Genomic DNA, 20,003 nt, shown 5'->3' on the forward strand with positions numbered 1-20,003 from the left:
CTTCGGCCTGGCGATCATGAATACGTACTGGGCGTACTACCTGCTCGCCGACCTGCACGTGTCCCCGACCTCGTTCGGCGTGATCATGGGGGTCGGTGGCGCTGGCAGCCTTACCGGGGCACTCCTCGCCCCGCGGATCGCCTCCCGGATCGGGATCGGGCCGACGATCATCATCGGGTTCGCGGTCAGCCCGCTGGCCCAGGTTCCCCTCCTGCTCGCCGGGCCCGGCCTCTGCTGGCAGATCGCGCTCGCCGGGACTCTGGCCGTTCAGCTGTTCTGGGCAACTGCCTCCGGCACGAGCCAGAGGTCCCTCCGGCAGATCCTGTGCGAACCCCGCTTCCAGGGCCGCATGCAGGCCGCGAGCACCACAATGACCGCCGGAGCCCGGCCCCTCGCCGCCGCTACAGCCGGCGCACTGGTCCTCCTCCTCGGGGTACGCGGCACCCTCGCCGTCGGTGCGGCCCTCCAGGTCGTCCCTGTGGCCCTCCTGCTCTCCTCCCCTGTCCGCGTGTTGCGGGACATGCCCGCCCCGCCCACGCGCGCCACCGTTCCGCCCGCCCGCGAAGGAGCCTCGTGACGACGACCGCCACCGCCGCATACTGGGAACCGCTGTGGGCCGGGGGCCGCCGGTACCGACAGCTCGAAACCCCCGAGATACGGCTCATGGACGAGCATCTCGGTCCCGGCCGCAGGCGCCCGGCCCTCGACGTCGGCTGCGGCGATGGCGCCTTGGCCCGGCACCTCCACCACGAGCTCGGCTACCGCACCACCGGCATCGACATCTCCCACAGCGCCATCGCACTCGCCGCCAGCCACAACCCAGGCCCCGAGCCCGCATGGCGGTGCGGCGACTTCGCCACCGGCGACCTCACGGCGCTGCCGGAGCCCGCGTACGCGGTCATCACCTGCCGTCTCGTCTACCGGTGGATGGACGACAAGAGAGCCTTCCTCAACCGCGTCCGCCACCTCCTCGTACCTGGCGGGATCTTCTGGGTCGTCACCGAGATCGCCGGCCGCCGCCCCACCAGCGACCCCTTGCAGGACCTCGGCATCACCCCGGCCCAGGCCGAACTCCTCACCGCGGGCTGGTCCGCCGTCCACATCGCCGACCTCGACGTCCTGCGCTGCTACGCCCTGCGCCCCTGACCCCGCCCCTCGACCTGATGGAGAACCCGGTGACCACCGAACAAAACACCGTCGCGACCTGGAACACCTACGGAAACCACCAACTCGCACGAAAGCTGGAGCTGCCCGAGCTGGACCAGTGGAACTGGGGCCTCCCCGGCGCCGGCCCCGGCATCGAGGTCTTCGGCGGCCTGGCCGAGCTCCGCGTCCTCGACCTCGGTAGCGGCCTCGGCCGTCACGCCGCGCACCTCGCCGCCCGGGGCGCTCACGTCACCGCCGTCGACGCCTCCCCCGCCCAGCACCAGCGCGCCGCGGCCCGCTACCCCAGCACCCCGGGCCTACACCTGGTGTGCGCCGATGCCGTGAGCCATCTGCGTGACGCCGACCCGTACGACCTGATCTACTCCGTCTGCTCCATGCCGTACCTGGACCCCGACCGGCTGCTGCCCGTCCTGGCCAACGGCCTCAGGCCGGGCGGCCGACTGCTCTTCTCCGCGCTGCACACCAACTCGGACGGCACCGGGCCGTCGAACGAGGTCGCCCCGCGGACCGAGATCCTGCGGCTGCCCGGCACCGCCGACGACCACCCCGTCGACATGTGGGTCCTTACCGCGCAGCTCTGGGAGGACCTCCTGGTCCAGCACGGCCTCACCCTGGAGGCGGTCACCGTGATCGACTCCGACCAGCCGGACAGCCACGTCTCCTACCGGCTTTACACCGCTCGCCGCCCGAGCCGCGTACCGAGCCGCCCCCGCACCAGCGCACCGCCGCACCCACACGCGGCGGTAGGCGTGGGCATCATCGTCCACGGCCCGGAGGGAGTCCTACTCGGCCAGCACCGGCGCCAGACTTGGGAGCTCGCCGGGGGAAGCGTCGAACCGGGCGAGACCTTCGCCCAGGCGGCTGTCCGCGAACTCCGCGAGGAGGCCGGCATCGCGGCAGATCCCGACGACGTATGGGTGCTGGGCACACTCCTGGACCGGGTGGGCGACGTCGTCCGGGTGACGGTGCCCGTCGTCATCACCCGCTGGGCCGGCGTGCCGCAGCAGCGCGAGGAGGCCATCGGCGCCTGGCGGTTCTGGCCCCTGAACGCCTTGCCCGGCCCGCTGTTCGTACCCAGCGCCCAGTGCCTGGCCGCCTGGAAGCCAGAGCTGCCGCTCGACCACCCGCCCGTCCACTTCCAGCGGTACGAGACACCCGGCCGCGCGTAGCCCGGCGGCCACGCTCACCCACGTCCGATCGAAAGGCTCCACCACCGTGACCTCACCCCCTCCGGATGCGCCTGCTCCGTCGCTTCTGGCCGTTGCCGCCCACCCGGACGACGAATCCCTCCTCGCTGGCGGAGTCCTCGCCCAGCACGCCGCCGCAGGCGCCCGCACTGCGGTTGTCACCGCCACCTGGACGGCCGACACCCACCGCATCCCAGAACTCGCGGATGCTCTCGACATCTTGGGCGCCGGTACCCCGCGGCTGCTCGGCTATGCCGACGCCCGCAACCCCGCCTCGGCACCCGGCGGCGCCGTGCGCCTCGTCGACGCGCCGTTAGACGAGGCCGTCGGCCGACTGGTCGCACACATCCGCGAACTCCAGCCCGACATCGTCATCGGCCACGACGCCCTTGGGCAGCTCACCGGCCACCCAGACCACCGGCGCGCCCACCAGATCACCCTCCTCGCCGTAGAGGCCGCCGGCCTGCGGCACCTGTACCCCGAAGCCGGCGAGCCCTGGCAGCCGGCCGCCCTGTACGCGGCGACGCACCCGGAATCGGGCATCGGCAGGCTCGGCCCCCTCCTTCAAGGCGTGGGGAAGACGCTCCTCGCTGTGCCGGACGCGTACGTGACCACGACAATCGACGTCTCACCGTGGGCCGCACAGAAGTGGGAGGCGATCCTTGCCCACCGCAGCGAGGTCGCCCGCCCACGACCCCTGCCTGGACTCCTCGCCCGCCTGCCCGAAGAGGAACGGCTGGAGATCATCCGCACCGAGTACTTCACCCGGCTCTCCCTCATCCCCGCGCCGGCCGACCCTCACCGGCTCACCGTCACCCGCGCCCCCGTCGGCACCTTCACCACCCACGCGGACAACGCCGCCCGCTACGTGGGCGGGGGTAGCCCGCCCCCAGGTAGCTGAGCGTTCCGCTGCCGTCATCGCAGGCCGTCGAGCTGGCACACTTGAGGGCTCAACTCACCCACCGCAACCAGGAGACTACGCAATGAACGCCACACCTGCCGCCGACGCCCAAAAAACAGAAACAGCTGGAGAACGCACTGGTGGCTGTCTGTGCGGTCGCATCCGCTTCACCATCCGAGGCCCAGCCGTCTTCCCCCACACCTGTGCCTGCCGCCACTGCCAGAAGCTAGGCGGCACACCAGTGATGTGGTGGGCGGGGTTCGAAACGGTCACCTGGACTGGTGAGGGCGGCGAGCCGACCTGGTATGAGACCTTCAAAGGCGAGGCGAAGCGCGGCTTCTGCCCAAACTGCGGCAGCCGCCTCGCGGCCCTCGACAGCGACATCCCGGAGATCGGCATCAACGTCACCGCACTCGACGACACCAGCGGCCAAGACCTCGTGCCGATCCACGCGTCCTTCCGCGACAACACCGTGCACTGGCTGCCGTCGACACCGAAGACCGAGCACAGCACGTCGGGTTGACCGCCCGTTTACCACGACGGCTCCGTCGCCCACGCCCTCACCGACTGGTGAGAGCACCTGAACGCCGCCCTGGCTCGTTGACCGAGCACCGACACTAGCCGCACCCCCGCGAGAGACTGGTCCCGTGACCTCCTCCACCCCCTCGTACACGCCCGACGAGCTGTTCGCGTCCACTGCGCCGTACTACGCCGCCTTCCGGCCCCGCTACGCGCCCGAGGTCTACACCCTGCTCGCCCACCGCTTCGGCCTCGACGGCACCCAGCGAGTCCTCGACCTCGGCGCGGGCCCCGGCATCATCGCCCTCGACCTGGCCCCGCTCGCCGGCGAGGTCATCGCCGTCGACCCCGAGAAGGGCATGCTCCAAGAGGGCCGCCGCCTCGCCGCCGAGCAGCGCGTCACCAACATCGACTGGCGCGAGGGGGACTCCACCACCCTCCCGGCGATGGACCTCGGGCCCGTCCTGCTGACCGTCATGGGCGCGGCCTACCACTGGATGGACCGCGACCAAGTCGCCCGGGACCTCGACCGGATCATCGAGCCGGGTGGCGCGATCGTCCTCGCCTCCGGTGGCGCCCCCGGCGACGTCGAGCCCGCAGACTGGCGCCACGTCGTCGACGAGGTCCGCACCCGCTACCTCGGCCCCGAGCGCCGCGCCGGCTCCGGCACCTACTCCCACCCCAACGAACGCCACCAGGACGTCCTCGCCCGCTCCCCGTTCTCCCAGGTCGACACCGCGCGCTGGGACAACACCCTGACCCGCACCGTCGACGAGGTCATCGGCTGGGTCTTCAGCCTCTCCTACTCCAGCCCCGCTCAGCTCGGCAATCAGAAGGACGCCTTCGAGCAGGACCTGCGCGCAGCGCTCCTCGCCTTCAACCCCTCCGGGCAGTTCGACGAGATGATCCGCACCGAGGCGATCATCGCCACCAGGCCGTAACCCGACCGGCGGCGGCTCGGGCATACTGCCAGCGTGACAGCACCCAGGATCGGCGACGTGGCGGAGGCGCGCGTCGCCCGCTACCTCCACGAGCGGGGCTACACCTTCGAGGTCGAACCCGAGTTCGGCACCGGCCGCCACCCCGACTACCTCATCACCGCGGGCGAGCACACGCTCGTCGTGGAGGTGAAGGCGTTCGAGACCTACGGCATGTTCGAGAACGCCGTTCCGGGCCAGGTGATGTCCCGCTCGCTGAGCGAGGCACTCGCACCGATCCGCAAGCAGATCAAGAAGGCCGCCAGCCAGCTCAAGGGCTTGCGGGACCGGGGCTGGCCGCTGGTCATCGTGCTCGACAACCCCGGCGGTCGGCCGATCCCGTTCGATTCCCCGCACATGGTCCTGGCCGCGATGTATGGCGATCTCACCCTCCAGACACCCGTCCTGGAAGGCGGGGTACTCGGCGACTTCCGCAGCGTCGCGGGCCGCAATGGCAGCCTGCGCAACGACCACCCCTACGTCAGCGCCGTAGCGGTCGTGCGCCGGGAGGACCACGCGGCGCAGTGGGCGGGAGCCTGGTTCAATGAGAACCGGGCGCAGTTCGGTGACGACGTTCAGGCCATGGTGGCCGCATTCGCCGAAGCGAGCCTGAGCGCGCCAGCGGGGGATGAGCTCTACCTGGAGGTCTACGAGACGCTCAGCACCGAGGCTGTCCCGCTGCCCCGCGACGTGTTCGACGGGCCTCGGGACCGCCGCTGGATCCCGAATACCGACCGGACCGCGCTCATCCCCATGACGAACTAGAGGATGATCGAACGCGCACGGTGGTGGCGGCACGTGGAGTGTGAAAACCGTCCGCTGGCCTCTCGGCCGCTCTAGGGTGGGGACATGATTCCTGATTTCGTATCAGATCTCCGAAAGGCCGTCGGTCCCGACTGCCTTCTTTGGCTCCCGGGGGTGGTCGCGGTCGTGCGCGACGAGGACCGGCAGGTGCTGCTGCAGCGCAGGTCTGCTGCTGGCCTGTGGACACCGCTGAGCGGGATCGTGGAGCCGGGCGAGGCGCCGGCTGCCGCGGTGACACGAGAGGTCGAGGAGGAGACCGGACTGCAGGTGGTGGTCGAGCGCCTGGCCGCGGTGACGCATTCTCCGCCGGTACAACACAGTAACGGCCACCGGGCGCAGTACTTCGAAGTCGTTTTCGCCTGCCGCCCGGCGGACCCTGACCAGTCGCCGCGGGTGTGCGATGACGAGTCGGTGGACGTCGCCTGGTTCCCGCTGGACGCGCTGCCGCCGATGAGCGAGCGGATGCGGGAGATCATCGGCTTGGTCGAAAAGGATGAGACCGCGGCCTGGTTCGCATCGGCCGAGTGAGCACGCGGCACGCTCACCGTCGGACGGCACGGCGAGGCTCAGCCGCTTAAGCTGGCACGGCCCCCGTACGCAGGGCGAACTCGCGCAGGCCCGCCACGCGGGCCGGACCGTAGAGCAGGTTCGATGTCAGGGCGCGCAGGGCAGGCCGACGGACTTCTTGTGCCGCCTCCTGTTCGACGCGGCGCAGTGCGGCGAACGCCTGTTGGCCGTTGCCGAGGGCGTGCCACATTCGGGCGGTGTCGGTCCAGGCGCGCGCCCGGCGTTCGGCGTTCGGCATGAGGCTGATGTTCAGGCTCTGGGCGACCTGGACGCCTTCGTCCGGGGTGCCGAGGGTGGTGTGGACGCCGATGCGGTAGACGGCGACCTGGGTCCTGGTGGCATCGACGGTGAAGAGCCCGCCGGGGGGCTGCGGGTGGCGCTCGACGGTCTTGTCGGCTTCGTCGAGCAGAGCCAGTGCCGTCGTGCGGTCGCCGCCGGCGGCTGCCGAGTACGCCGCGGTGAGCAGCAGACTGGTGCGCACGGCGCCGGTGCGAGCTTCGGCGGGGTCGAGCTGATCGGCTTCGTGGGTGAGAAGGCGGACGGCGGAGGCGGCGCGTCCGGAGCGGCGCATGGTGATGGCCAGGACGCGGGTGGCTTCACCGATGGGGATGGGCATGCCGCTGACCCGCGCGGCGGCCAGGGCGCGATCGGCCGCCACCCATGAGGTGTCCGAGTGCTCCTTCGCGGCCAGCTCGGCGGCGAGGACGTAGCCGCGGGCGAGGATGGCACTGGCCTGCTGGCGAGCCCGGCCGGCGGAGGCGTCCCTCGTCGCCTCGGCGGCGGAGAGCAGAGCGGGAAGGGCGTTCGCGAGGTCGTTGTAACGGGCGGCCGTGAACGCCTCGCGTGCGGCCGCCGCCCCGGAAGCCAGTACTCGCAGTGGCGCGGGCTCGGCGCTCGGAAGACGGAAGAGCATGTCGTCCAGGCTCAGGCTCGAGGAGGGCTGGGCCGCCGCGGTGCCTGTGCCGACGGCGAGCGTCGACGCCCCAGCGGCCAGCGCCCCCAGTACTGTCCTGCGACGCATCGCGTCCTCCTCGTCCGGTATCGGTACGTTCCCCACGGTAGCGATCACGGGGTCCGCTGGGGCAGGGAACCCGCTGACTCGCTCAGCTGGGATGTGGAGCACCTGGGCCAGGCGCAGCCGGGTCTCGAGATCCACCCGCATCCGGTTGCGCTCGATCCGTGAGATCGCTGAGGCCGAGTAACCGACAGCCCGGCCGACCTCGCCCTGCGTCATGTCCAGGGCGTGGCGCGCGCTGCGGAAGATCTTGCCTAAGTCACTGCTCGGGCCCATGGGTACCTACCTCCTGCGCACCGACGGGGACGCACGAGACTACTGCCTGCTGCCACCGGGCGACAGGGCGTGCGGACGCACGCGGTGTGCCGGTCCCGCACACCGTGTGCGGGACTGGTCGGAGCGACTTCCGAACGGGTGCGGTAGGCAGGACGGTTGCGGCAGCAGACGGACGGCACACCCGGACCGGTTCGCTGCTCGACTCCTCTGCGGAGGTACCCCTTGAACGTCCTGATCACCGGCGGCGCCGGCTTCATCGGCTCGGCCCTGACCGACGCCCTGTGCCTGGCCGGGCACACGGTCACCCCGCTGGACAACCTCTCGGTCCCCTCCCGGCGACCGAGCCGCAAGGGCTTGGTGGTCCGCGACGTCCGGTCGCTGACCGCCCGGGACCTGGACGGCATCGACACGGTCGTGCACCTGGCCGCGCTCAAGTCCGTCCCCGCCTCGTTCGAGGTCGGCGGGTTCGAGCACAACGTGGCGGTCGACCGGCACGTCCTCCACACCTTCGTCGACTCGACGGCGCGCCGACTGCTGCTGGCATCCTCCTGCGAGGTCTACGGCGAACAGCAGGGCCCGCTCGCGGAGACCGCACCGTACGCCCCCCGCTCCCCGTACGCGGCGGGCAAGGTCGCCACCGAGCAGCTGGCCGACATCTACCGGCCCCGCCTGGACGACGAACGCCAGATCGGCATCGTCAGGTTCTTCAACACCTTCGGCCCGCACGAGAACGCCGACGCCGTCGTGCCCGCCTTCCTCGACGCGGTCGCCGAGGACCGTCCGCTGGTGATCGAGGGCGACGGCCGGCAGGCCCGGGACCTGACGTACATCGACGACTCGGTCACCATGCTCACCCGCGTCCTGGCTGCCCCCGCGCTGCTGCCTGTCATCAACTGCGGCTCGGGCCAGGCGGTTTCCGTCCTCGACCTCGCCCACGCGGTCATCCGCGCCGCGGGCCGCGGCACCACCACCCACACCGCCGCCCGCAGGAACGAGATCAGCTCGTTCACCGCCGACATGGGCCTCTTCCACCGCGCCTACGGCGCCGTCGCCCGTACGCCGCTGGAGGAGGCGCTGGCCCTGAGCATCCAGACCCGTACCCCCGCCCTGACGGCGGCCTGACGCGGCCGCTGCACACCACCTGCCAGTCCGTACGGCTCGCGGTTCTGGCCCACCGGCCAGGACCGCGGGTTCCTCCATCACGCCCCGCCGCCGTGGAAGGTACCCGTGAACGATCAGACGCAGACCATGCTGCCGCCGCCCACCGACACCCGTGCCATCCGCATCACCGGCGGCCACCGCCTGGAGGGCACCGTCTCGGTCCAGGGCTCGAAGAACATCGCGCTCCACCTGTACGCCGCGGCCCAGCTCGCCGACACCCCGCTGGTCCTGTCCGGCATCCCGGGAATCCTGGACACCCACGTCTGCGCGGAAATCCTCTCCCGCACCGGCACCCCGGCCAGGGTGACGGGCCACCACTTCGAGACCGCCCCCGCCATCGATTGGCACCCGGTCATCCCGGACGAGCTGGGCGGCCGCATCCGCACCACCGCCGTCATAGCCGCCGGCCTCCTCGCCCAAGCTGGTCGAGTCCGCTTCCCCCTGCCGGGCGGCGACGCCTTCACCCATCGCCTCATCGACCGCCACTTGGCCGCCATGGAGGCCGCCGGCGCCGCACTGAACGTCACCGCCACCCACGTCGAGGCCCGCCTTCCCAGCCCGACACCCCGGCCGTTCGCCGTCGACGCGAGGACCCAGAGGTGGGGGCCGAGCCTGGGGGCCACGGTCACCGCGATGCTGCTCGCCGCCCGCACCCTCGGCACTTCCACCATCCTCAGCCCCAACACCGAGCCGGAGGTTCTGGCGACCGCCGCGATGCTCGCGGCAGGAGGTGTCGGCATCGCGTGGGAGGGCACCACCGCACTCCACATCACCGGCACCGACCGCATCACCGGTGGCACGTTCGATGTCCCGCCGGACCGGCTGGAGGCCGCCACCCTCGCCCTGGCCGCCGCCATCACCGGTGGATTCGTCCACCTTGCCAACATGCCCGTCAACGCGTTTCCCGCCGCCCTGGTGGTGATGCTCGCCGACGCGGGAATCGAGCTGGTTTCGGCAGCCGGCGGCACCCTGGCTCGCTGTCCTTCCGGCCCCCGGGCCGTGCAGACGGCCACCGTCTCCGCCACCTGCACCGACGTTCAGCCCCAGCTGACCGCCTTCCTTACCCAGGCCCCGGGCGTCTCCCGCATCGAGGAACGGATCTACTCCTCCCGCGCCACCCACGTCGACCCGCTGCGCGCCTTCGGTGCGGCCGTCACTGCCGACGGACCGGCCATCTCGGTGCGCGGCCCGTCCCCGCTCACCGCGGCCCGAGTGGCCGGCGAGGACATCCGTGCCGTCGCCGCCCTGGTGATCGCAGCCCTTACGGCCGAAGGCACCTCAACGGTCCAGGGCATCTACCACCTGCAACGCGGGTACAGCAGTCTGCTGCCCAAGCTCGCCATGCTGAGCGCCGAGCTGGAGGTTGTACAGGAGTAGGAACCCCCGAGTGACCACCCCGGTTTTCGCCAGGGTCTCGCGGGCGGCGGCTTCGGGGAGGACCTCACCGTGCTGACGGCGGCCTCCGGGCAGTTTCCACTGTCCGCTTCGCCGGTGTCTGACAAGGAGGACCCGCTGGGCTGTGGGGTCGGTGACCAGGGCGTACGCCGCGTCGGCTCGTTCGAGTGGGGGCTGGCATCAGTTCTTCCCTTCGCCGGGGCTGTTCCACCCCGGGTGTGGGCTCGCCGGTGAGGTCAGGACCTGGGCGAGGTGGTCGGCGATGGTGAAGGCGACCTTCGGGTCGGCGAGAAAGCCGGCCGGTTCGATGCGGCGGGTGACCATCAGCGGGATGACGTGCCAGTCAAGGTCGTCGGGGGCCTGGCAGGCGCGGGCGGCCGCGGCTGCGTGCTCGGTGATGGTGGCTGCCTTGGCGAGGAGCTTGTCGCGGTAGCGGGTGGTGAAGCGCTGGACGTGCTGGAGCAGGGCGTGCGGGGCGACCGCGGCTTCGGGGTTCTTCGCCTCGATGACCCACAGCCGCCGGGTGGCCGGGTCGGCGACGAGCAGGTCGATCTCCCCGATGAGGCCGGGGATGCCGAGCTGGGCGGCGGTCTTCTCCAGGAGGCGGAAGCGGTGGGGCAGGCCGGCGGTGCGGGCGATGGCCTGGATGTCGGCTTCCAGGCGTTCGTCGAGCTGCTGGCGGTAGCGGCGCAGGGCGTCCCCGACGGGCCGGGGCAGGTCGGGGTGCGGGAGGCGGCCCTCGTCGAGGTAGGCGGCGTAGAGCTCCTGGGAGGTGTGGAGGAGCCAGGGCAGCAGGAGCAGGCGGCCGCCGTGTTCGATCAGCGGGTGGGTGGCGGGCCGGATGCGGCGTTCGACCTCGGTGTAGGCGTGCGCCCCGGAAGGGGCCGCGTTGACCGGGTTCAGGCGCAGCCGGTCGACAGCGGCTGTCAGCTCGCCCTTGGGCAGCGCCGACCAGGCGGCGGCCTCGTTGATCAGGTCCTCGGCGCTTACGGCAGCGATGCCGTCCGCTCCGGTCGGCCAGTCGGCGGCCGTTGCCAGCACGGCCCCCAGCGCAGCGAATCCGAAGTTCCAGTGCTGGCGGAGGAGTTGGTCGGCTGCGGCGAGCTGGCTGCCCACGGGCAGGAGCGGCGCGGTGAACTCGACGCAGGTCCGGGTGCGGGCTGTGGAGAACACGGTGGCCGGGGCGAGGTGTTCGGCCGGGGCACCGGCGGCCTGAGTGATGAAGTGCTGCTGCCGGGCGTGCTGGTAGGCCTGCACGTCGAAGCCGAGGTGGAGCAGCTCGGCGTCCGGGTCGGCGGTGCGCGTGTGGTCGGTGTCGGTGAGGGTGAACACGCCGGTGGCGTGGATCTCGAGGTGGAGGTCGTGCAGCCGGCGGGCGGCGGCGACCGCGGTGGTGCCGCAGTGCAGTACGAGCTCGGCGAGGGCGACCAGGTCGGCGACGGCCAGGATGTCGATGGGCCGGCGGCCGGCGGGTGGGGTGGTGATCGCCTGTTGGAGGAGCAGCTGCAGGGCGGACGTGGCGGTGGCGGCGTCGGCCTGGCGGCGGCCGGCTTCCTCGGTCCAATTCTGTGCCCAGGGTGCGGCGAGGTTCACGGTCACCTCGTGGTGACCGCGGGTGCGGCTGACCCAGGCCGCGTTCAGCTGCCGGGCCAGTTCGTCGACCAGGTCGGGCTGGTGGGATCGGATCTGCCGTGTGAGCTCGTCTTCGAGGGCGTGGAGCAGTTGTTCGGCGGGGCCGCCCCGGGCGTAGGCGTCGGGACCGTGCCAGGAACCGACGGGAACTCCGGCGCGGCGAACGGCGGTGGCCGCGCTGCGCAGGGCCCGGGCGTGGACGTGGCGCGTGCGCGGGAGCATGTAGTGGGGGGCGGTCGCGGGCCAGAAGGTGGCGGTGCCGGTGAGGCGGAGTACCGGGTGCGCGTTGTTCCAGGCTTCGGCGAAGGCCTCCGGATCGGTGCCGCCTCCGGCGCCGCGCCCGTGGCGGATCTGCTCGACCAGGTGGTGCAGGACCCGGCCGAGTATCCGGTGGCCCTGGTCGCCGTCGTCGGTGAAGGCGGCCAGCAGCGGCGGATCGAAGTCGATGCCGATCCAGGCCCGGTCGGGGTCCGCACCGGCGTGAAGCGGCAGCCACTCCCCCGCGTCCGGCGAGTCCCCTCCGGGGCCGGGGCTCGGGGGCTGGTTGGGGTGGGTGGTCGCGGTCAGCTGTATCACGACGGGGGCGCCGTCGGGCAGGGTGAAGTGCTCGGCGACCAGGGGGCATCCGGTGACGGTGGTGCGGATGCTGTCGGCGAGTCCGCTCATCGCGGCCAGGTCGAGTACGGCGTCGTGGCCGTGGTCGGGCCGGGCGATGACGGCCATCGGCGGGTCGGTGCTGACCCGCACCAGCAGGTCCTCAGGTCCCGGTTGGAGAAGGTCGGCGTGGGCTCCGGGAACGCCGGGGTCAGGATCAACGAGGTGGGCGAAGCGCCAGTGCAGCGCCGACGGCAGCCCGGCAGCGGCGAGAACGTCGTCTGGGCGGGCCCAGGCGGTGGCCCGCTGCCAGGTGAGGTCGACGCCGGCCGCTGGGACGACGGCGACCTCGTTGCGAGGCGGGCCGGGGAGCAGCAGCGTGCCCGCGTGCGACCAGGCGCGCCACGCGTCGAGCGGCTCCTGGTAGAAGACGGCGTCGACGCCGGGGTGCTCGGTGAGCTCCAGGACAAACAGGGCCAGCCGGGCCGGGTCGCCTTCCGCGTCGGCGAGGATCTCAGCGAGCTCTTCCACATGGAGGTAGCAGGCGTCGCGGATCAGCTCCGGCCCGAGCACCCGGGGTCCGCCGTAGACCACGAGCCGCCCCCGGCCGGTCGGCTGTTCGGCGAGCTCGGCCCGGCCCTCCTCGATCCTCGTCGGCAGGAGGCCGTCCGCGAGCGCGCTGACGATGGCGATGTCGTAGCGGTGGGTGGGTGAGGAGATCACGCACACCGGCCCGGGCCGGGCTGGTGCCGCGTCCAGGCCCAGCAGCTGGCCGACGCGGTCCACGGTCAGCGTCTGGAGGCGCGCCTCGGCGGCCGGCCCGTTCGGAGCGGTGGCGATCAAGCGCTCCAGGGCCGCGGCAAAGCTGTTCAGCATCGCGGAGGCCGGAACGAGTCGGCGGCGGCCGTGCGCGACGACGGCGATCACCGCCCCCAGGAGCGGTGATCGGGGGTTGTAACGCAGCGGCATGGAGGTGATGTCCGCGGTCAGCCAGTCCAGCGCGCGAGCGGCGCGGTCCGGCTCCCGGCATCCGGCGGCGACCTCAGCGGGGTCCAGGTCGGCGAGCCCCTGGACGGCGTCGCACTCGCCGGGGCTGATCCCGCAGGCGATGTCCTGCGCGGACCGGTCGCCGTACACCTCCGGCCACGCCGGCGCCAGCGTCGACACCACCCGGTGCGTGCAGCGCAGCACGAGCTCCAGCACGTCAGTGAGGGTGAAACCATGCATGGCCAGTACGGACTCGTCTACCGCCCGGGCCGTCAGCTCCGCGCAGCGAAGGAACATCACCGGGTGGTCGAGCTGCCCGGGGTGAACCAGCAGTCGCTCCCCCGCCACCTCGTACCGCACCAGCGCCCGAGGGTCGTTCGGCTCCGCCTCGGTCACCGTTCCGCGCCCAGGCGCAGCATGGACAACGGCTTCGACCAGTCCCGGCAGATCCTCTGCGCCCGCCCGCTCCCCGGACCGGACAGGGCCCCGCAGGACCCGGGTCCACAGCAGCAGCAGGTGATCGTGGAACCGGGAACAGCCGGGAGAGGCGAGCGCGGTCTCCAACAGCATCAGCAGCGATCCGGTCGAGTAGCGGGCCAGCGCCCGGTCAATGTGCTTCCACTGCACCCGCCGGTGCTGCGCGGACGTGGGCTGCTGCGCCATGGCCATCGTGGAATCGTCTCCTGTGCCGATCGTGGTGAAGCCAGCCTGGCAGGAGGGCACCCCATGGCGTCGGGGAATCTCGTCTTCAGCCAGGGCCGAGCAGCAGCTACGTCACAGTGTGCTGGGCGCAGACGGACGTGTCTGCCGTCCCGCCGTCCGCCCGGTCGCCCGGTGGGATCGGCCTGACGGATGCTGGCTACACCGCAGAGGCGGTGAGCCTTCCTGCCCGGATCGCGTCGAGCAGTTCCTCCTTGACTCTGGGCGGCATCAGGTTCAAGGTCCCGATGGCCTCGACGGTGAGCGGGACTTCCTCGAGCAGGTACTCGCCGCGGTCGTCGCGCGTGAACTCCGGGCCGGTGCGGTCGTCGAAGTTCCACTGGACGAGCCGGGCAAGGTAGAAGTGCTCGGTCTCCCCCTTGTCGTTCTCCAGCTGGCAGAACGGGCGCAGGTCGACAGCTTCGCCGGCGATCTCCTCGCGGACCTCCCGCAGCAGCGCGGCCTCCAGGGTGGCGTCCTTAGGCTCGACACCGCCGCCGACGAGAACCTGGTACGGGGGGCTGCCGGGACGGATGCGGTTGATGACGAGCATGGTGCCCGTGGCGGTGAGCAGGATGGCGCGGACGCGCTCCTTCATGGGCTTCTCCCTGGTGGTCATCATGGTTCAGTGGGGCATCCAGCCACCGTCGATGCTCAACGACTATGCGGTGATGAACGATGCGCTGGGGCTGGCGAGGAAAACGATGGCTGCGGCGCCACGGTGAACGTGGTGGGGAGCCGCGGTGGATGGAGATCCGGTCGCCGAGGATGAGGTGAGCGCCGCCCCCGGCCGTCCGCAGCGAGGCATCGCCTGCTGGAACACTCCGGCCGGATCGACGTATCCGCCCCCCCGGCCGGCCAGCCGCCGCGTAACCCACGACCACCTCCCTGGCGGCTGGGCCACCGAGGCGGCACGATCCCCACCGCCTGGCGCCCGCCCGCGCCTCAGAACCAGCCCGGCTCCACGATCTCCTCGCCCTCCCCCCGAGGGACCTCGAACCGGGCGAAGAAGTCGCCCAGGGCCTCCGGCGTCACCAGCAGCGAGTTCGCGTCCCCGCGCTCGTTGCGCTCCGCGAGCCGCCGCAGCAACTCGTCACGCCCGACCGGGAAGTACAGCAGCCTCCACCGCCCGCCGGCCGACTCCACCAGCTCCTTCAACGCCTCGCGGTCCTTGCGCGGCCACAGTCCGTGGTCCCACACCACATCCCGGCCCTCCGCGACCAGCTCCGCCAACCGACGGTGCATCTCGTCGACGACCGGGGCCTCCTTCTCGAAGTAGGTGTCCTCCCGGTAGTCCACGCCGTACCGGCCGTGCCGTTCGAAGACCACCTCGTCCACCGACAGCCGCACCGCGCCCCGGGGCTCCAGCACCCGCTGGGCGTACGTCGTCTTGCCCGAGCCGGTGAGACCCACCAGCAGGAACACCACCGGAGTCCCGCCCTCGGCCACCACCCACTCCTTCCACCGTCTCCCGCGTTCCGCGGCAGTCTGCCGCCGCCGACCCACCCGGATCTCCTGGAACCAGCCACCGCCACCCGAAGGAGCCGCCCGTGTCCCCCGTACTCGCCCGCGCGCTACGCGCCTATGTCCGCCACGGCCCCGGCACCCTCGAAACCCAGGTGGTCGACCGCTTCCTTGACGAGCACCTGCGCACCCGGCCGTGGCGCACCACCGTCCGGCTGCGAACCGGCGACGTCATCCAGCGCCAGCAATCCGTCAGCCTGGCCTCATGGCCGTCCGGCTCCGCACACGGCAACCTTGGACCTATGCTCTGCGCCCCGCCTCCACCCTCCTCGGAGTCCACCCGTGCCCATCCGACCCCCGACCCTGGCCGTGGTCAGCGGCCCGCCAGCGACCGGGAAGACCACTCTCGCCCGGGAACTTGCACGGTCCCTGGGCTGCCCCGCCATCCTGCGTGACGAGATCAAGCAAGGGATGGTCATGAACCATCCCGGTCACGACGCCGACGAGAACGACCCGCTCAACATTCCGGCCCTGGAGGCGTTCTTCGCCGCGATCACCGTCCTCCTGCGGGCCGGCACCACCGTCGTCGCCGAAGCTGCCTTCCAGGACCGCCTCTGGCGCCCAGGACTGGAGCCGCTCACGGGGCTCGCCGATCTCCGGATCATCCGGTGCACCACCCCAGCGCCGACCATCGCCCAACGCATCACCGACCGAGCCCGTACCGACAGCCACCGAGTCGCTCACGGCGACAAGGCCCTGCTCGCCGGCATGGCGGCCGGCGCGTACGACCCCGATCAGTTCGTCCCCATCAGCCTGGACGCCCCGAAGCTACTGGTGGACACCTCAGACGGCTACGCGCCCGGCATGGCGGAGATCCAGAGATTCGTGCTGCGAACGGATCCCGAGAAGGGCGCAAGCTGACGCTCTCGTGGTGACCGCTCTCACCCCACAGGGGCACCCAGGGGCCAGCCAACGCGCGAAATCGGAAGTACTCAGGGGGCGGGCGGCGTAGGGTCACGGGTGAGGTCCCGCCGCATCCCCCGTCGGCGGGACCTCGTTGGCTCCTGGCCGGTGTGGCGGCGCTGGTAGCACCGTGGTGTTCGTCAGCCGGGAGGCACGGGATCTGTCGCCGTCACCAAGGTGATGCGCTCAGCGCAGACGGACGCGTCTCCCGCCCGGTGCCCCGGCTCGAACACCGCGACGGTGTAGCTGGCGATGCCGGAGGGCAGCTGCAGGAACATGTCGTTGATGCGCGACCTGGTGTGTTCCAGAGCGTCGGACGCACGGGGTTGATCAACGGTCAGCATGCGCGGGCCGATGCCGGGGATGTCCACCTCGACGTTCCACTTCACGCAGCCATTCTGGCAGTCCGGGCTATGTGAGGAGGTCGGTGTGTGAGTGGCGCGCCGCGGGTTCCAGGACGATCTTCTTCAGAGCCCGGTTGATGTCGGGGTTGCGGCCGGGGACGTACGAACGCACCGGCGTGTAGCCGCATGCGGCGTACAGGGCGAGGGCTGCGATGTTGCGGACGCCGGTCTCCAGCAGGACCTCGGTGTGGCCGCGGCCGAGTAGGTCTTGCTCGAGCGCGGCGAGGATCCGGCGGCCGAGCCCTTGCCCGCGGGCGGCCGGGGCCACGTACATCCGCTTGATCTCGGCTGTCGAGGGGCCGAGGGTGCGCCAGCCTCCGCAGGCCAGGGCCTGTCCATCTCCGAGGCGGGCGAGGAGGAACTGGCCGTTGGGGGCGTCGAATTCCGCGCTGTCGGTGGCCTCGGGGTCGTCGGCGCTGCCGTAGGTGGCCAGCTGCTCCTGGTGGAGGGCCCGGGTGAGGGCGCGGGCGTCGGCGGTGCCGTAGGGAGCGGCGGCGAGCGTCCACTGGGAGGCGGCCTGGGGCAGCGTCATGGTGTTGATAGTGCCGTGTGGAGGGCGTCCAGCGCATCCCCATGCCCGGCGGCGCGAGGTTGTCGGCCAGCGGCTGTACGGACCGTGGTGAGGAGGGCACGGCACCGGATGGACTGCACCTGCGGGAAGGTGGGGGCCAGGGCGGTGATCCAGCGGGCGGTTGCTTCGGCGTCGCGGGCCCCGATGCTGGCGCGGACGAGGTGGATTCCGTGGAGGAGGCCGGAGCGGCGGTAGCCGGTGGCCGTTCCCTGGGTGGCGATCGGGTTCAGGAGCTGGGCGGCTTCGGTGAGAAGGAGGGAACGTCGTCTGCGGGTATGGGCGCGAGGTCGACGAGCGCTTGGCCCTCTTCGGCGTCGACCTGCTGGGGGGTGAAGTACTCGGCGCGGCTGGAGCTCGACGCGGGCACGCCGGTCGGCACCGGTGGCCGGTGGTGGGTTGCGGACTCCTCCGCATCCCAGGGCCTCCCGGTGACGCAGACAGACACGGTGACGCTGGTGGGTGACGCTGTGGCGTTCGCCCAGCTGCTGGCTTGACGTGCGGTTTTCCTCCGGCCGGGTGGGCGGTGGACGCTGATGACGCTCTAACGCGCCATGTCTCTGGCCTGCCTACATCCCTTCTTCCTTCCCCAGTGAGATGGGGCATGAGAGCGTCATCAGCGTCATGCCCCCAAGAAATCTGCAGGTCAAAGCCGTACTGGGCCAGGCATCAGGTGCGTCACGGGCAGCGTCACCCGCGCGTCACCGACTGCCGGACGCGTCCACCGCCCCGAGCCGGCGGACGCCCCCGGCGGCCGGGTTCCGGCTCTGGGTGGGCTCGTGGCGCCGACGAGTAGAGGGAGGGGGGTCTCGGGGCGGCGTTCTGGCGTGTGTGCAGGCATGCGCGTGGCCCGCACGTCCGGGAAGCGACGGCGGGTAGGGCCTAGCAGTGTGGGGCCTGGTGCGGTCGGTCGAGCGGGTGTCGGGTCAGGCGCCGGGGTCCGGGGCCGGGTGGAGGGTGATGAGGAAGCCGCGCCCGGAACCGGTGCGGGGCAGTTTGCGGATGTCGATGCCGCGCTGGCGCAGCGCGGGGGCGAGGGAGGTCAGACGGGCGGAAAGCAGCGCGGTCGTCTTGGGCCAGGTGTCGGGGAGGGGGCCGGGCGGGCGGAGGGTGGTATCGATCTGGCCGGTGGTGGCCTGCCACTGGGTGGTGTCGGCGGTGCTGGCCCAGCGGGTGAGGGCGGTGGCGACCGGGTCGGCGTCGAGGACGTCGTCGGTGATCTCCTCCTGGGCACCGGTGTAGGTGGCCAGGGTGTCCCAGCCGGTGACCGCGTCCAGGGCCCACAGCAGTTCGGCCCAGTCGGCCATCCGCGGCCGCTGGTCGAGCTGGGCGGCAGCGTCGGGCAGGCGCGCCCACACCTCAGCGGCCAGGTCGAGCAGGCCGCCGAGGATGCGGCCGTGCGCGGCCCGGTAGCTGCGCCATAGGTCGGCCTCGCTGCGCCGGGCCTTGGAGTCGATCATCTCCAGGGTGAAGGGAAGCAGCCGTTCGGCGAGGTCGGGCTGGAGGGCACCGACGTCGATGCCGGTCAGCACGACGGGGCGCTGGTATGCCCAGGAGGCGACGTCGTCGTCGGTGTACATCTCGCGCTTGGCGACGGAGGCCCCGGTGACGGTGCGGCACAGGAAGTCCGACAACCACTGGGGGATGCCGGCGATGTTGTCCAGGCCCATGGTCCAGCCGGCCGAGGCGGCGACAGCGCCGTCGTCCTCGGAGCGGGGGACGTTGCGAACCTCGGCTCGGATCCCGTCGAGGACTCGCAGCAGTTGCCGGGCGGAGGTCGTCTTCGCGGTGCCGCGTTCGCCGTTGAAGTACGCGACGGGGCGGGGCATGTTCGGCCGCAGCCCGGCCAGCAGCCAGGCGACGGCCATCCGCCAGGACGGCTCGGCCAGCGCGGACAGCTCGCGCAGCAGCCCCAGCCCGGCACGCCAGCCGCCCGGATCACGTTCGGGCAGCGGAAGTTCGCCGGTCAGCCGGGTGCGCCGCCACAGCGGGCCCTCCCCGACCGGCGGCGTGTTCACCGACCAGGTGCCCGGCTCGATGCACACGCTCTGGCCATCCGGACGGCCCAGGTCGAGCCAGGTCACCTGCTCGTCGACCGGATCGGGGGCGATCCGAAGGTGGACCGGCTGCTCCGGGGCGTCCAGGGCGAGGGCGTCCATGGAGGCGATCGCGTCCGTCAGACAGCCCTGGGAGGGGGCCCGTCCGGTACGGAGGACGTAGGAGCGGTTGAGGAGTTGCCGCAGGCTGCCGGTGCCGCCGAAGCCGCCGGCGGCGCGCAGTGGACGGGCGATCGGCGGTCCTTCGGCCGGGACGGCGTACGCGGTCTGGTCGCAGCGCACCAGGACGTACTCGTCCATGCCCAAGTGCAGCAGGACATCGGCCTGCGACATCTTCGGCCCGCGCTCGGTGCTGGGCTGTTCGACCGGTGCCGCGGCCGTCGACTCCCCCGCTTCGGCGATCGGCACCGGACGGGCGGGTCGGGGTGCGCCGGCCGGGAGCGGCAGCGTCACGCGGGTGGTCAGGTCGGTCATGGCCGTGCTCCGGGGCTCGGGATGGTGCGCGGCGAGCGCATGCCCGCCTGGAGTGCGCGGCGGAGGGTGGACTGGGCCTTGGCTTCGCCGGGGTCGACCCCGGCGAGCGCGGCAGCCTCGGTGAGCGCCTGGTGGACCTCGTCGAGCTCCAGCAGCCCGGCGCCGACCAGCTGGCCGAGACGAAAGCCCGAC

General features: G+C 71.7%; 20 protein-coding genes and 2 pseudogenes. 13 read left to right on the top strand and 9 right to left on the bottom strand.

Translation table 11 applies throughout. From position 1 onward, the window contains the following. From ABT093_RS38435 to ABT093_RS38470, 8 genes are all read left to right on the top strand, one after another. Positions 1-577: MFS transporter (locus ABT093_RS38435; RefSeq protein ID WP_502884417.1), on the top strand; the 577-nt coding region annotated here is incomplete at its 5' end. Positions 578-663: 86 nt separating this feature from the next. Then, positions 664-1,146, top strand: a complete 483-nt coding sequence (locus tag ABT093_RS38440) for a class I SAM-dependent methyltransferase (protein ID WP_350572131.1) — start codon at positions 664-666, stop codon at positions 1,144-1,146. Positions 1,147-1,175: 29 nt separating this feature from the next. Continuing rightward, complete coding sequence (locus tag ABT093_RS38445; RefSeq protein WP_350572132.1) at positions 1,176-2,336, top strand: bifunctional class I SAM-dependent methyltransferase/NUDIX hydrolase; 1,161 nt, start codon at positions 1,176-1,178, stop codon at positions 2,334-2,336. Positions 2,337-2,382: 46 nt separating this feature from the next. Continuing rightward, entirely contained in the window at positions 2,383-3,255 is an 873-nt protein-coding gene (locus ABT093_RS38450; protein ID WP_350572133.1) for a PIG-L deacetylase family protein, read from the top strand. Between the two features lie 82 nt (positions 3,256-3,337). After that, on the top strand, positions 3,338-3,778 hold the full coding sequence (locus ABT093_RS38455) for a GFA family protein (RefSeq protein WP_350572134.1): 441 nt from the start codon (positions 3,338-3,340) through the stop codon (positions 3,776-3,778). 124 nt (positions 3,779-3,902) lie between these two features. Next, positions 3,903-4,715 (top strand): class I SAM-dependent methyltransferase, encoded by an 813-nt coding sequence (locus tag ABT093_RS38460; RefSeq protein WP_350572135.1) that lies wholly within the window; start codon positions 3,903-3,905, stop codon positions 4,713-4,715. Positions 4,716-4,748: 33 nt separating this feature from the next. Continuing rightward, positions 4,749-5,516, top strand: a complete 768-nt coding sequence (locus ABT093_RS38465) for a nuclease-related domain-containing protein (RefSeq protein WP_350572136.1) — start codon at positions 4,749-4,751, stop codon at positions 5,514-5,516. Between the two features lie 84 nt (positions 5,517-5,600). Continuing rightward, positions 5,601-6,083: an NUDIX hydrolase gene (locus tag ABT093_RS38470; RefSeq protein ID WP_350572137.1), complete on the top strand. Its 483-nt coding sequence runs from the start codon at positions 5,601-5,603 to the stop codon at positions 6,081-6,083. A 46-nt stretch (positions 6,084-6,129) separates the two neighbouring features. Here the strand turns inward: ABT093_RS38470 and ABT093_RS38475 are convergent, their stop codons facing one another. Further along, the gene (locus ABT093_RS38475; RefSeq protein ID WP_350572138.1) at positions 6,130-7,413 is read right to left on the bottom strand and encodes a helix-turn-helix domain-containing protein; all 1,284 of its coding nucleotides are present in this window, start codon (positions 7,411-7,413) and stop codon (positions 6,130-6,132) included. 222 nt (positions 7,414-7,635) lie between these two features. Between ABT093_RS38475 and ABT093_RS38480 the strand changes: the two genes are divergently transcribed. Continuing rightward, positions 7,636-8,535, top strand: a complete 900-nt coding sequence (locus tag ABT093_RS38480; RefSeq protein WP_350572139.1) for an NAD-dependent epimerase/dehydratase family protein — start codon at positions 7,636-7,638, stop codon at positions 8,533-8,535. A 105-nt stretch (positions 8,536-8,640) separates the two neighbouring features. Beyond that, entirely contained in the window at positions 8,641-9,951 is a 1,311-nt protein-coding gene (locus tag ABT093_RS38485) for a UDP-N-acetylglucosamine 1-carboxyvinyltransferase (protein WP_350572140.1), read from the top strand. On the opposite strand, the pseudogene ABT093_RS38490 reads toward ABT093_RS38485, so the two are convergent. From ABT093_RS38490 to ABT093_RS38500, 3 genes and pseudogenes are all read right to left on the bottom strand, one after another. Beyond that, positions 9,853-10,119, bottom strand: a pseudogene (locus tag ABT093_RS38490) (NUDIX domain-containing protein); the annotation flags it as partial. The gene ABT093_RS38485 and the pseudogene ABT093_RS38490 overlap by 99 nt on opposite strands. Positions 10,120-10,149: 30 nt before the next feature. Continuing rightward, entirely contained in the window at positions 10,150-13,851 is a 3,702-nt protein-coding gene (locus ABT093_RS38495; RefSeq protein ID WP_350572141.1) for a hypothetical protein, read from the bottom strand. Positions 13,852-14,041: 190 nt separating this feature from the next. Beyond that, on the bottom strand, positions 14,042-14,479 hold the full coding sequence (locus ABT093_RS38500) for an NUDIX hydrolase (RefSeq protein WP_350572142.1): 438 nt from the start codon (positions 14,477-14,479) through the stop codon (positions 14,042-14,044). Between ABT093_RS38500 and ABT093_RS38505 the strand changes: the two genes are divergently transcribed. Then, positions 14,478-14,606 carry a hypothetical protein gene (locus ABT093_RS38505; protein ID WP_350572143.1) on the top strand — a complete coding sequence of 43 codons (129 nt, stop codon included), beginning with the start codon at positions 14,478-14,480 and terminating at the stop codon, positions 14,604-14,606. The two genes, ABT093_RS38500 and ABT093_RS38505, sit on opposite strands and share 2 nt — an antisense overlap. A gap of 220 nt (positions 14,607-14,826) precedes the next feature. Here the strand turns inward: ABT093_RS38505 and ABT093_RS38510 are convergent, their stop codons facing one another. Then, positions 14,827-15,330 (bottom strand): P-loop nucleotide/nucleoside kinase family protein, encoded by a 504-nt coding sequence (locus ABT093_RS38510; protein WP_350572144.1) that lies wholly within the window; start codon positions 15,328-15,330, stop codon positions 14,827-14,829. Positions 15,331-15,687: 357 nt separating this feature from the next. On the opposite strand from ABT093_RS38510, the gene ABT093_RS38515 reads away from it, so the two are divergent. Then, a complete protein-coding gene (locus ABT093_RS38515; RefSeq protein WP_350572145.1) occupies positions 15,688-16,266 on the top strand; it encodes a P-loop nucleotide/nucleoside kinase family protein in 579 nt (192 codons plus the stop codon). 182 nt (positions 16,267-16,448) lie between these two features. Here the strand turns inward: ABT093_RS38515 and ABT093_RS38520 are convergent, their stop codons facing one another. Together ABT093_RS38520 and ABT093_RS38525 are read right to left on the bottom strand one after the other, a co-directional pair. Then, the gene (locus ABT093_RS38520) at positions 16,449-16,697 is read right to left on the bottom strand and encodes a hypothetical protein (RefSeq protein WP_350572146.1); all 249 of its coding nucleotides are present in this window, start codon (positions 16,695-16,697) and stop codon (positions 16,449-16,451) included. Positions 16,698-16,719: 22 nt separating this feature from the next. After that, complete coding sequence (locus ABT093_RS38525; RefSeq protein WP_350572147.1) at positions 16,720-17,244, bottom strand: GNAT family N-acetyltransferase; 525 nt, start codon at positions 17,242-17,244, stop codon at positions 16,720-16,722. A gap of 209 nt (positions 17,245-17,453) precedes the next feature. Here ABT093_RS38525 and ABT093_RS38530 point away from each other — a divergent pair, with 209 nt between their 5' ends. Next, positions 17,454-17,777, top strand: coding sequence for a hypothetical protein (locus tag ABT093_RS38530; protein ID WP_350572148.1), 324 nt, complete (start codon positions 17,454-17,456; stop codon positions 17,775-17,777). A 429-nt stretch (positions 17,778-18,206) separates the two neighbouring features. Here the strand turns inward: ABT093_RS38530 and ABT093_RS38535 are convergent, their stop codons facing one another. Beyond that, positions 18,207-19,811, bottom strand: a complete 1,605-nt coding sequence (locus tag ABT093_RS38535; protein WP_350572149.1) for an AICE element replication initiation protein — start codon at positions 19,809-19,811, stop codon at positions 18,207-18,209. Then, a pseudogene (locus ABT093_RS38540) lies at positions 19,808-20,003 on the bottom strand (bifunctional DNA primase/polymerase); the annotation flags it as partial. The gene ABT093_RS38535 and the pseudogene ABT093_RS38540, both read right to left, overlap by 4 nt.

The sequence above is a fragment of the Kitasatospora sp. NPDC002551 genome (assembly GCF_040296005.1).
Classification (GTDB): Bacteria; Actinomycetota; Actinomycetes; order Streptomycetales; family Streptomycetaceae; genus Kitasatospora.

What these genes read in the sequence shown, in the direction of transcription:
- ABT093_RS38440 (WP_350572131.1), top strand. Translation starts at nt 664, where the DNA reads ATGGACGAGCATCTCGGTCCCGGCCGCAGGCGCCCGGCCCTCGACGTC.
- ABT093_RS38455 (WP_350572134.1), top strand. Translation starts at nt 3,338, where the DNA reads ATGAACGCCACACCTGCCGCCGACGCCCAAAAAACAGAAACAGCTGGA.
- ABT093_RS38470 (WP_350572137.1), top strand. Translation starts at nt 5,601, where the DNA reads ATGATTCCTGATTTCGTATCAGATCTCCGAAAGGCCGTCGGTCCCGAC.
- ABT093_RS38475 (WP_350572138.1), bottom strand. Translation starts at nt 7,413, where the DNA reads ATGGGCCCGAGCAGTGACTTAGGCAAGATCTTCCGCAGCGCGCGCCAC.
- ABT093_RS38495 (WP_350572141.1), bottom strand. Translation starts at nt 13,851, where the DNA reads ATGGCCATGGCGCAGCAGCCCACGTCCGCGCAGCACCGGCGGGTGCAG.
- ABT093_RS38505 (WP_350572143.1), top strand. Translation starts at nt 14,478, where the DNA reads ATGGGCTTCTCCCTGGTGGTCATCATGGTTCAGTGGGGCATCCAGCCA.
- ABT093_RS38500 (WP_350572142.1), bottom strand. Translation starts at nt 14,479, where the DNA reads ATGAAGGAGCGCGTCCGCGCCATCCTGCTCACCGCCACGGGCACCATG.
- ABT093_RS38525 (WP_350572147.1), bottom strand. Translation starts at nt 17,244, where the DNA reads ATGACGCTGCCCCAGGCCGCCTCCCAGTGGACGCTCGCCGCCGCTCCC.
- ABT093_RS38535 (WP_350572149.1), bottom strand. Translation starts at nt 19,811, where the DNA reads ATGACCGACCTGACCACCCGCGTGACGCTGCCGCTCCCGGCCGGCGCA.